General features: G+C 70.4%; 11 protein-coding genes and 1 pseudogene. 1 reads left to right on the top strand and 11 read right to left on the bottom strand.

Features of this window, described 5'->3' with window-relative positions; all coding sequences use genetic code 11:
• The 8 genes and pseudogenes from V7E09_RS12175 to V7E09_RS12140 form a co-directional block, all read right to left on the bottom strand.
• A pseudogene (locus tag V7E09_RS12175) lies at positions 1-308 on the bottom strand (hypothetical protein); the annotation flags it as partial.
• A complete protein-coding gene (gene trxA / locus V7E09_RS12170; protein ID WP_324511352.1) occupies positions 308-697 on the bottom strand; it encodes a thioredoxin in 390 nt (129 codons plus the stop codon). The gene trxA and the pseudogene V7E09_RS12175, both read right to left, overlap by 1 nt.
• Before the next feature lie 143 nt (positions 698-840).
• Positions 841-2436: a chaperonin GroEL gene (gene groL, locus V7E09_RS12165; RefSeq protein ID WP_324511351.1), complete on the bottom strand. Its 1596-nt coding sequence runs from the start codon at positions 2434-2436 to the stop codon at positions 841-843.
• A 28-nt stretch (positions 2437-2464) separates the two neighbouring features.
• Positions 2465-2761 (bottom strand): co-chaperone GroES, encoded by a 297-nt coding sequence (gene groES / locus V7E09_RS12160; RefSeq protein WP_324511350.1) that lies wholly within the window; start codon positions 2759-2761, stop codon positions 2465-2467.
• A 180-nt stretch (positions 2762-2941) separates the two neighbouring features.
• Positions 2942-4111 carry a hypothetical protein gene (locus tag V7E09_RS12155; protein ID WP_324511349.1) on the bottom strand — a complete coding sequence of 390 codons (1170 nt, stop codon included), beginning with the start codon at positions 4109-4111 and terminating at the stop codon, positions 2942-2944.
• Between the two features lie 239 nt (positions 4112-4350).
• Positions 4351-5535, bottom strand: a complete 1185-nt coding sequence (locus tag V7E09_RS12150; protein ID WP_324511348.1) for a class I SAM-dependent methyltransferase — start codon at positions 5533-5535, stop codon at positions 4351-4353.
• Between the two features lie 2 nt (positions 5536-5537).
• A complete protein-coding gene (locus tag V7E09_RS12145; RefSeq protein WP_324511347.1) occupies positions 5538-5927 on the bottom strand; it encodes a hypothetical protein in 390 nt (129 codons plus the stop codon).
• The gene (locus V7E09_RS12140) at positions 5924-6310 is read right to left on the bottom strand and encodes a hypothetical protein (RefSeq protein ID WP_324511346.1); all 387 of its coding nucleotides are present in this window, start codon (positions 6308-6310) and stop codon (positions 5924-5926) included. Before V7E09_RS12140 ends, V7E09_RS12145 begins: the two co-directional genes overlap by 4 nt.
• Before the next feature lie 106 nt (positions 6311-6416).
• Between V7E09_RS12140 and galE the strand changes: the two genes are divergently transcribed.
• Positions 6417-7439 carry a UDP-glucose 4-epimerase GalE gene (galE, locus tag V7E09_RS12135; RefSeq protein WP_324511345.1) on the top strand — a complete coding sequence of 341 codons (1023 nt, stop codon included), beginning with the start codon at positions 6417-6419 and terminating at the stop codon, positions 7437-7439.
• Positions 7440-7514: 75 nt separating this feature from the next.
• Here galE and V7E09_RS12130 read toward each other — a convergent pair whose 3' ends face one another.
• The 3 genes from V7E09_RS12130 to V7E09_RS12120 form a co-directional block, all read right to left on the bottom strand.
• Entirely contained in the window at positions 7515-9257 is a 1743-nt protein-coding gene (locus V7E09_RS12130) for an NAD-dependent malic enzyme (RefSeq protein ID WP_324511344.1), read from the bottom strand.
• Positions 9258-9321: 64 nt separating this feature from the next.
• Complete coding sequence (locus V7E09_RS12125) at positions 9322-9813, bottom strand: NUDIX hydrolase (protein ID WP_324511343.1); 492 nt, start codon at positions 9811-9813, stop codon at positions 9322-9324.
• A gap of 9 nt (positions 9814-9822) precedes the next feature.
• Positions 9823-10530: DMT family transporter (locus tag V7E09_RS12120; RefSeq protein ID WP_324523450.1), on the bottom strand; the 708-nt coding region annotated here is incomplete at its 5' end.

Below are 10530 nucleotides of genomic sequence, written 5' to 3'. Positions count from 1 at the left end.
ACCGGACAGCCGACCGCGACGTAGGCGAGCACTCCCCCGGCGACTCCTGAGGACGAGGTCCGGTCCTGTTCGTCGGACCGGATGTAGGTCGCCCCGAGCAGCCCTCCGGCCATGGCGGTGGCGACGAGCACCGGCCAGGCCCACCAGGTGGTGGCGATCTCCCGGCCGAAGTACGGGGTGGGGATCATCGCGGTGGGAACGCCGATGAGCAGGATCGTGCCGAGCGCCCAGGCGGCCGCGACGAGCCGGCGCCGCACCGGCCAAGCGATCACGGCCCGCCAGGCCTCTCCCCCGATCCCCGACGACATCACGAAGCCCCGGGGGCGTCCGCACCCGAGTCCGCGGCGAGGGCCGCCTGACGCCGGACGTCTGTCACGTCGAGCGCCCGCACGGCCTCGACCAGTTGACCGAAGCCGGACGCGTTCATCGCGCCCGCCTCGCGATAGACCAGAACGCCCCCGCGGAAGGCCATGAGGGTCGGGATCGCCTGGATCTCCAGCGCGCCGGCGATCTGCGGCTGAGCCTCCGTGTCCAGTTTGGCGAACACCACGTCGGGGTGCTCCTGGGCGGCCGCCTCGAAGATGGGGGCAAACATGCGGCAGGGGCCGCACCAGGCGGCCCAGAAGTCGACGAAGACGGTCTCGTTGCCCTCGATGGTGGCGGCGAGGTTGTCCTCGGTCAGTTCGATGGTGGCCATCGCGTGCTCTCTTCTCGGTAGACGTCCCATCAGCATACCCCAGGGGGTATAGCGCGATGACGTTCCCTCGCACGACTCAGGCCCCCGCGCATCGCGCGGGGGCCTGAGCTGACGAACGACGAGCCCGTGGGCCCGAACGAGGATCAGTGCTGGTCGTCGTCCTCATCCTCGGGCTTGTCCACCACGACCGTCTCGGTCGTGAGCAGCAAAGCCGCGATGGAGGCCGCGTTCGACAGCGCCGAACGGGTCACCTTCACCGGATCGATGACTCCGGCCTTGATGAGATCCTCATACTCACCGGTGGCACCGTTGAAACCGTGCCCGGCCGGCAGCTCCTGAACCTTGGAGACCACGACGTAGCCCGGCTCGCCACCGTTCTCGGCGATCCACCGCAGCGGCTCGACGACGGCCTTCTTCACGATGAGCGACCCCGTCTTCTCGTCGGCGGTGTCACCCAGACCCGACTCGATGGCGGAGGCAGCATGCACGAGGGCGGAGCCGCCACCGGCGACGATGCCCTCCTCGATGGCCGCACGCGTCGCGGACACGGCGTCCTCGATGCGGTGCTTCTTCTCCTTCATCTCGACCTCGGTCGCGGCACCGACCTTGATCACGCAGACGCCACCGGCCAGCTTCGCGACCCGCTCGGACAGCTTCTCGCGATCCCAGTCGGAATCGGTCCGCTCGATCTCGCCACGCAACTGCTCGACGCGACCCTTGACGTCGGCCGCCTGGCCGGCGCCATCGACGATGGTCGTGTTGTCCTTGGTGACGACGACCTGGCGGGCGCGGCCCAGCACGTCGAGGCCGACCTGATCGAGCTTGAGCCCGACCTCGGGGGAGACGACCTGAGCGCCGGTCAGGATCGCGATGTCCTCCAGCATGGCCTTACGGCGATCGCCGAACGCGGGGGCCTTGACGGCAACCGAGTTGAAGGTGCCGCGGATCTTGTTCACCACGAGAGTCGACAGCGCCTCGCCGTCGACGTCTTCGGCGATGATGATCAGGGTGCCGTTGGCGCCGATGACCTTCTCCAGCAGCGGCAGGAGATCGTTCATCGAGCTGATCTTGCCCGAGTTGACCAGGATGTAGGGGTCGTCCAGGACGGCCTCCATGCGCTCCGGATCGGTCACGAAGTACGGCGACAGGTAGCCCTTGTCGAACTGCATGCCCTCGGTGAACTCGAGCTCGGTGCCGAAGGTGTTGGACTCGTCGACGGTGATGACGCCGTCCTTGCCCACCTTGTCGAACGCGTTGGCGATCAGCTCGCCGATCTCGGCGTCCCGGCTGGAGATGGTGGCGACGCTGGCCATATCGGCCGTCGTCTCGACCGGCTTGGCGACCTCGGCCAGTGCGGCGTCGATGGCGACGACACCCTTCTCGATGCCGCGCTTGAGCTCGATCGGGTTCGCGCCGGCAGCCACCGAGCGCAGCCCCTCGTGCACGAGCGCCTGCGCCAGGACCGTCGCGGTCGTGGTGCCGTCACCGGCGACGTCGTTGGTCTTGGTGGCGACCTCCTTGGCGAGCTGAGCGCCCAGGTTCTCGAACGGATCGGCGAGCTCGACCTCCTTGGCGACGGTCACGCCGTCGTTGGTGATGGTCGGGGCACCCCACTTCTTGTCGAGCACGACGTAGCGACCCTTGGGGCCGAGCGTCACCTTCACGGTGTTGGCGAGGGCGTCGACGCCACGCTCAAGCGCGCGCCGTGCCTCCTCGTCGAACTTCAAAGCCTTACCCATGAATGTTCCTATCGATGGTTCGCGGTGGTCACTTGGTGACGACGGCGAGGATGTCGCGCGCGTTCAGCAGCATGTACTCGGCACCGTCGTACTTGACCTCGGTGCCGCCGTACTTGGAGAAGATGACGACGTCGCCCTCGGCGACATCGAGCGGGATGCGCTTGCCGGAGTCGTCGACGCGGCCCGGGCCGACGGCGACGACCTTGCCCTCCTGCGGCTTTTCCTTGGCGGTGTCGGGGATGTACAGACCCGAAGCGGTGGTGGTCTCGGCCTCCAGAGGCTGGATCAGGATGCGGTCTTCGAGCGGCTTGATCGTGACGGCCACGATGGTGCCCTTTCTGCGTGTGGGCCCCGGTGACAGGGCCCGTTGACGGTTCTTCGATTGCGCCGCCCAGGCGTCGTCGCGGTGCCGCCGTGGGCTAGCAGACTCGATGTTCGAGTGCCAGATACGACTGTATCCACGCGCTGGCACTCGTTCAACCCGAGTGCTAATCGGAGCGTCGGATCAGTCCCAGATGCCGCCGGTGAGCGCGTCGATCCGATCCAGGTCCGCGTGGACATGCGCCGCATCGAAGGCGACGAACGCCCGGCAGCGCCCCGCGAGCGCGGACAACGCGTCGGCATCGGCCTGGCCTCGGGCGATGACCTCGCGCACCCGGGGCAGGACGGCCGACAGCGCGGGATCGTTGCGCTCCCCCGCCATGGCCTCGAACCCGGCCAGCAGCGTCGTGGGCACGCCCAGCAACTCCGCGAGGGCCTGCACCTCGTCCGCGACGCTGGCGGCCAGGGCGGCGTTCGCCGCCGTCTCCGCCGACGCCTGGGTCACCCCCTTGCGCAGGGCCACGACGAGATCGCGGATCGCTGGCTGAGCGTCCCGTGCTCCCGGGCCACCGTCCATCAACTCACTGACGAATCGCCCGACCGTCTCCGACTCCAGCGACCCCAAGGCGATGCCGAAGCGGGTGCGGGCGACACCCGTGCGCAACTCGGCCAGCCGATCGGCCAGGGCGCGCAGCATCTCGTCCATCTCGGCGGTCATCGCCACCCACAACGTCAGCGACGCCATCACCGGGGAGAACCCGGAGGTGGCCGACGCGGCCGCGGTCAGATCACCGGCCGCCTGCTCGGAGGCGGTGATCCCCGCGCGCACGCGCTGTCCCCCGGCGACCAGGGCATCGGCGAGTTCCTGCAAGGTGTCGAGTTGGCCCACCCACGAGGTCAACGCCCGGTGCACTCGCGCCCCGGCCGCCAGCAGGGGCCACCACTCGCTCGCGCTGTCGGTGCGATCGGGGTACCCCACCCCGGCGTTCGCACGCGCCATCACCTCGGCGGGCAGCGCCGTCCAGATGAACTCTTCGTAGCTGGGAAACCCCGCCCCGGCCAGCAGCGAGGCCAACTGCCCAAGACCGTGCTCGGCCGCGGCGTGCGCGCTCAGGCCCAGCGCACGCTGCTCCAATTCCCCGGGGCGAACGGCGGCGTACAGGCTGCGTGCCGCGCCCAGCAGGTCGGTGCGCAACGGGCGGAACCGGACCGACAGGTAACGATCCCCCAACGGGGTGATCGTCGCGAACACCGTGTAACAGCTGCCGTCCGCGGCCAGATTGTCGACGTAGGCGCAGAACGGTCTCCCCGCGGTGAGGGTGTCCCACATCAGCAGGAAGGCCCCGGCAGGCATCGCGGGGTGCCGAATGATGTTGTGCGGGGCGCCGATGAGGCGCTCGCGCGGATAGCGAGACAGCCGGACGAAGACGTCGTTGGATTGCAGGATGACACCTCGGGCATCCGTCGTGGAGAAGAAGATCTCCTCCGGCCCGACGTCGTGGTGGGCGCCGGTGGGGGGGTGTACGAAATGCGGTCATGAAAAAGGGGTGCCTTCCCTCGAGGGTGCTACGGGACCGGCGATGCCCCGTGATGTCACCCTAACGGGGGACGCCGAAAATCCGTCATCCGCGTGCAGACGACGACCCGGGCACCGTCCGGGGTCGGGGTCAGCACCAGCGTCGCTGCGGCGCGCCCCGATGGTTTGAGACGCTTCCGGAGCACGGCCGGATCGACCTCGAGCCCGCGTTTCTTGATCTCGAGAATACCGATGCGGTGCTCGCGCACCCAGCCGCGCAGGACCCGCTCGTCGAACGGCAGCACCTCAGTGACGGCGAACAGATCGGCGAACGGGGTCGGGACGCACGCCTCCGCGGTGAGGTAGGCCGCCTGCGGATCCAGCCGCCGAGCACCGATCCGCGCCGCCAAGTCATCGACCAGCCCCGCCCGCACCACGGCCCCGTCGGGCTCGTACAGATAGGCCCCGATCGGTCCGACGTCCGCGGCCACCGCGCCGTCGCCGTGGAGCGGAACGCCGTCCACGACCGCGGTGCGCCGCCCGGGGACCGCGGTGGGCCCCGCGAACAGGGAGCACTCCACGACCGTGCGCGCGTCCGAGACCCAGGCCGCCTCCACATCCCTGGGGATCACGCGGCGCGGCACCCCGGGCCCCAGCTTGAGGGCAGCGGGGCGGCCGCAGGTCAGCACGGCCACAGCGAACGCCCAGGGCGGGCTCAGGTCCTCGATGCGCCAGGTGCGCCCCGCGCCGGTGCGCCGCGCCGGGTCGACGAACACGCCCGCCTCGGGATGCTCAGCGGCCAGCCGCGGCCAGGCCTCCTGCGCGTCGCCCACGCACACCTCGACGCCCAGGTTGGCCTGCGCGAGCACGGCCGTCACGGGATCACGCTCCACCGCTTGGACCCCGACACCCGCGTGCTGCAGCGCCGAGGCGTCGGCCCCCAGGCCGCACCCCAGATCGATGACACTCGGCACCCCGGCCGCGGCGAACCAGGCCGCACGCCGCGCGGCCACCGCCGCCCTCGTGGCCTGCTCGAGGCCGTCGGGGGTGAAGAACATGGTGGCGGCACGATCACCGAACTTGACGCGCCCGCGCCGCCGCAGGGACGCCTGGGTGAGCGCGGCGGCGGCCCGGTCGGGCGCGACCAGGGCACGCAGTGCGGTCGCGGCCCCCAAAGAGCCGGGCTCGGCCTGGGCGTCCGCCGCCGCCAGAGCAGCAGCCGCCTCCGGGGAGACCAGCCACCGGGCGGTGTCCAGCTCCACGCTCAGCCGACGATGCTGACGATGACCACGCCGACCGGCGTTCCCTTGCCGCCCAGTTCCCAGGCCCAATCGGCGACCTCGGCCACCTTCATGGCGACGCCGTACTTGGCCTGCGTGGCGGCCCGGACGGCCTCGTACTCGGCGCCGTCGGTGATCAGGCGGGCGCGACCCTCGATCACCGGCTCCTCCCGCAACGCCTTGCCGGAGGAGGAGGCGGCGTGCAGCGAGACCACGGCGGACAACGACAGCCGCTGCGTCCAGGGCCCCGACTCGGTCGTCCACAAACCAACCCGGTCCTCGTCCATCCCGACGACGAAGTTGGTCGATGTCGTGCCCTGGCCCGCGGCGTCGAACGTGGTGACGTTGACGCGGTCCGCGTCGGCGAGCCTCATGCCTCCTCCTGAGGGGCGGCCGGGGACGAGGCCGCCGGCAGCTCCGGGGCACCCTGCTCCGGCAGCGAGGCATGCTGCGCGGCTCCCTTCGCGATCGCGCTGCGGCGCTGGGCGTTCACCTCGTCGAGAGCGTCACGACGGACGGCTCCGCGCGTCTGCACCGGCAGCCCGATGCCGAGGCCGAGCAGGAGGCCCCCGGCCAGGGCCAGGCCCGAGACCAGGAAGATGTTGTGCATGGGATCGTTGAACAGGTTGCCCGACTTGTTCGCATTCGCTGCGGCGAGCAGCCGTGCGTTGTCGAGGAACACGAGGCTTAGGTAGACCCCGCCCGCCACGAGGGCGGCCACGGCGGTGATCAGCAGCACGATCTTCACGATCTTCATGGGGCGAGAGTAGTGACCGATCGCCCCCGGCAGGTAGTTCACTCGCCGCCCGGCCGCGTGCGAGGAGCCCGGTTAGAGTGGGCGCACACCCAACGAGAGGATTCCCATGCGCGTGCTCGTCACCGGAGGCGCCGGCTACATCGGTTCGCACACGACCCTGGCGCTGCTCCAAGCGGGGCACGACGTCCTCGTCGTCGACGACCTGTCCAACAGTTCCCCCGAGTCCCTGCGGCGCGTCGCCGACCTGTCCGGGCGCACCCCCGAGTTCGTGCTGGCCAACGTCCGCGACGAGGCCGCCCTCGACGGGGCCTTCACCTCCTTCGCCCCTGACGCGGTGATTCACTTCGCCGGCTGGAAGGCGGTCGGCGAGTCGACCAGGATCCCGCTGACCTACTACCGGGAGAACCTCGAGTCGACCATCACGCTGCTGGAGGTCATGGCCAAGCACGGCGTGCAGACCATCGTGTTCAGCAGTTCGGCGACCGTGTACGGCGACCTGTCCGAGCCGCCGTTCTTCGAGGACGCCCCCACCGGCGCCACCAATCCCTACGGCCAGACCAAACACATGATCGAGCGGATCCTCGCCGACGTGTCCGCGGCCGACTCCGACCTGGCGGTGGCGGTGCTGCGTTACTTCAATCCGATCGGCGCCCACGAGTCGGGGCGCATCGGCGAGGACCCGCGAGGCATCCCCAACAACCTGCTGCCGTTCGTCGCTCAGGTCGCGGCCGGTCGGCGCGACCACCTCACCGTCTTCGGGGACGACTACGACACCGTCGACGGCACTGGGGTCCGCGACTACATCCACGTCGTCGACGTCGCGGCGGGCCACCTGGCCGCCCTGGAATATCTGACCGGACGCGAGGGCTACTACGTGTGGAACCTGGGCACCGGGACCCCGATCTCCGTGCTCGAACTCGTCGCGGCGTTCGAGAAGGCGTCCGGCACGGCGATCCCCTATGAGATCGCCGCCCGTCGTCCGGGGGACGTGGCCGCCTGCTACGCGGACGTGTCCAAGGCCGCACGCGACCTCGGCTGGACGGCCACCCGGACGCTGGAGGAGGCCTGCGCCGATTCTTTCCGCTGGCAGTCGGCCAACCCCAACGGGTACGCCACCGACGAGGACTGAACCGCCACCCGACGTCACACGCGCCCCCGTCCGGATCGATCCGGACGGGGGCGCGTGACGTGAGGAGGGTGAGGGCTAGTCGCCCCAGCCCGAGGGCAACTCGTCGCCGAAGATGAGCTCCGGGTAGACCGGCTGCCACATCCGGTCGAAGACCTGCTGCACGGGGTCGGTCAGCGGCACTCCGGCCACCCCATCGACCTCGGCCTGCCGGGCCACGGCGATCGCGACCGTCGCGGACACCCGTCGCAGGTCTCGCACGCTGGGCAGCAGGGACTGTCCGGGCGCCCGAAGGTGCACCAGGGAGGCGACGGCGCGCGCGGCCGCCGCGATCATGTGGTCGGTGACCCGCGTGGCCTGGCACACGGCCACCCCGAGCCCCAGCCCGGGGAACACCAGCGCGTTGTTGGCTTGCGCCACGGTGTAGGTGACACCCTCGTGCGTCACCGGCCCGAACGGCGAGCCGGTGGCGATGAGCGCGCGGCCGTCGGTCCATTCGATCAGCTGGGCGGGCGTCGCCTCGGCCAGCACCGTCGGGTTGGACAGCGGGAAGATCAGCGGCTGCTCGACATGGGCCGCCATGTCGCGGACGACGGCCTCGCTGAACGTGCCGGGCTGGCCGGACGTCCCGATCAAGACGGTGGGGTGCACGTTGCGCACGATGTCGGCCAGCCCGATGCGGGCGGGCTCGTCCACCGCCCAGTCCTCGGTCTCGACGATGGCGCGGGCGTAGGGCCGCTGGAAGTCCCGGAACCGCAGGTGCGGGTCGTCGGTGACCAGACCGCGGCTCGACGTCGCCCAGAACAGCCCGCGGGCCTGCTCGGGGGTCAGCCCTTCGCTGACCATGAGGTCCACCAGCAGGTCGGCGACGCCGATCCCCGCGGTTCCGGCGCCGCTGATGACGATGCGCTGATCGCGCAGGCGTTCCCCCTTGGCGCTGACGCCCGCCATGACCGCGGCGGCCACCACGGCGGCCGTACCCTGCACGTCGTCGTTGAAGGTGCACAGCTCATCGCGGTATCGGTTGAGGATGCGGTGGGCGTTACTGGCTCCGAAATCCTCCCAATGCACCATGGCGTGGGGGAACACCGCCTGCGCTGCCTGCACGAAGTCGTCCACGAACGCGTCGTAACGCTCACCTCGGACGCGGGCGTGCCGGAGCCCCAGGTAGAGGTCATCGTTGAGGAGTTTGAGGTTGTCGGTCCCGACGTCGAGGACGACCGGCAGCATCCGGTCGGGATCCACCCCGCCGGCGGCGGTGTAGAGCGACTTCTTGCCGATGCAGATCAGGACGCCGCCCACACCCTGATCGCCGATCCCGAGGATGCCCTCGGAGTCGGTGACGATCAGCATGTCGATGTCGTCGGGACCCTTGCCGGAGGCCCGCAGGGAGGCCTCGATCCGTTCGGGGGCGTCGATGGCGAGGAAGACGGCGTTGACCTGTTGGAACCAGAGGCTGAACTCCTGGATCGCGTCCCCGATGGTGGGCGTGTACACGATCGGCATGATCTCGTCGAGGTGCTCGCTCAGCAGCCGGTAGAACAAGACGGTGTTGCGGTCGCGCAGACCCTGCAGGTAGGCGTACTTCTCCAGCGGCGTCGCGGCCCGCAGGAACCGCGTGTACGCGCGGTGGAGCTGCCCCTCCAGCGGGGTGACCCGCTCCGGTAGCAGGCCCTCCAGGCCGAGCCGCACCCGCTCCTCGTGCGTGAAGGCGGTGCCGCGGTTGAGCCGGGGTACCCGGAGGATGTAGCTCCCGTGCATGTTGACCCGAATGCGAGAGCCGTGATCACCGGGTAGGACGTCGTAGGGCCGCTTTGCCATGCTGGCTACCTTAGCGGCGCCGGAATCGGGTCGCCGCACCGTGTCCGCCCGTCCTCCGGGACCGCTATAGTGCCCGCTCGATCGACACCCGCCACTGCGCGGGTGCGCCGTCCACGTACGGCAGAACGCCGGCGAAGGAGGCCACCTCCGGGTCGAAAACGAGATCCAGCCAGGCGGTGTCTCCCGGCGGCAGCGGCAGCGTGCCGAGCCGGTCGCGCGGCACCCAGTGCACCGTGCCCTCGTCGTTGGCGGCGAAGGGTTCCCCGGTGAACTCGTCGACGACGAAGACGAACCCGAACCAGTCCTCCCCGGGCCCCGCCAGCACGGGCCAACTGACCGTGCCGCGCAGTCGCAGGCTCACGGCCTCGATCCCGGCCTCCTCGCGTAGCTCGCGGCGCACCGCCGAGGTGACGTCCTCGCCGGGCTCGACCTTGCCTCCCAGCCCGTTGTAGAGGCCGTACTGCGCATCGTCGGCCCGCGCGGTGCGGTGCACGAGCAGCACCTCCTGCCCGCGCAGCACGTACGCGACGACTCCCAGAACCGGCCGGTACGCCATGCGCCCAGCCTAGGGACGCAGGGCGGTCGAGGGCGGTTCGGGCAGCGGCGGGAGCGACTCGCCGGCCAGCGAGGCTGCTTCCTCGCGGGCGCGCTCGCGGCGGGAGGGCAGCTGCGTCACCAGGATGCCCGCCATCATCAGGCCCGCACCCAGCAGCCCGCGGCCGGTGAGCCGCTCCCCCAGGAACAACACGCCGCCGAGCGCCCCGAAGACCGCCTCGAGCGCCATGATCATGGCCGCCACGGAGGCGCGGGCGTGCCGCATCCCGACGACCTGCAGCGTGTAGCCCACCCCGGTCGAGACCAGCCCCGCGAAGACGACGGCGCCCAGGGCCTCCTCGATCCCCCCGAACGGGTGTGACTCGAACAAGGGCGCCGCGAACGTCCCGAGAACAGCGGCGACGACGAACTGGGCGATCGAGAGCCGGATCGGGTCCATGGCCCCGGACGCCTTCCCCACGGCGAGGATGTGGAACGCCCACACCCCGGCGCCGATGAGGCACAGCAGGTCACCGGGCCCGATACCGGCCCCCGTCCAGGTCAGCAGGAACAGCCCGGGGACGGCCAGCGCGATCCCCGCCCACGTCACCGCCGGTGTGGTGTGTCCGAACAGCCGCCCGGCGACCGGGACGATGACCATGTAGAGCCCCGTCACGAAGGCCGCGTTGCCCGCCGTCGTCTGCTCGATACCGAGTTGCTGCAGCGCCGAACCGGCGAA

The organism is Propioniciclava sp., assembly GCF_036744435.1.
GTDB lineage: Bacteria > Actinomycetota > Actinomycetes > Propionibacteriales > Propionibacteriaceae > Propioniciclava.
This window is presented reverse-complemented; position numbering and strand designations above follow the sequence as displayed.

Bases quoted from the DNA above. Each gene is read 5' to 3' on its own strand.
- trxA (WP_324511352.1), bottom strand. From the start codon at position 697: ATGGCCACCATCGAACTGACCGAGGACAACCTCGCCGCCACCATCGAG.
- groL (WP_324511351.1), bottom strand. From the start codon at position 2,436: ATGGGTAAGGCTTTGAAGTTCGACGAGGAGGCACGGCGCGCGCTTGAG.
- V7E09_RS12155 (WP_324511349.1), bottom strand. From the start codon at position 4,111: ATGCCTGCCGGGGCCTTCCTGCTGATGTGGGACACCCTCACCGCGGGG.
- V7E09_RS12145 (WP_324511347.1), bottom strand. From the start codon at position 5,927: ATGAGGCTCGCCGACGCGGACCGCGTCAACGTCACCACGTTCGACGCC.
- V7E09_RS12140 (WP_324511346.1), bottom strand. From the start codon at position 6,310: ATGAAGATCGTGAAGATCGTGCTGCTGATCACCGCCGTGGCCGCCCTC.
- galE (WP_324511345.1), top strand. From the start codon at position 6,417: ATGCGCGTGCTCGTCACCGGAGGCGCCGGCTACATCGGTTCGCACACG.
- V7E09_RS12130 (WP_324511344.1), bottom strand. From the start codon at position 9,257: ATGGCAAAGCGGCCCTACGACGTCCTACCCGGTGATCACGGCTCTCGC.
- V7E09_RS12125 (WP_324511343.1), bottom strand. From the start codon at position 9,813: ATGGCGTACCGGCCGGTTCTGGGAGTCGTCGCGTACGTGCTGCGCGGG.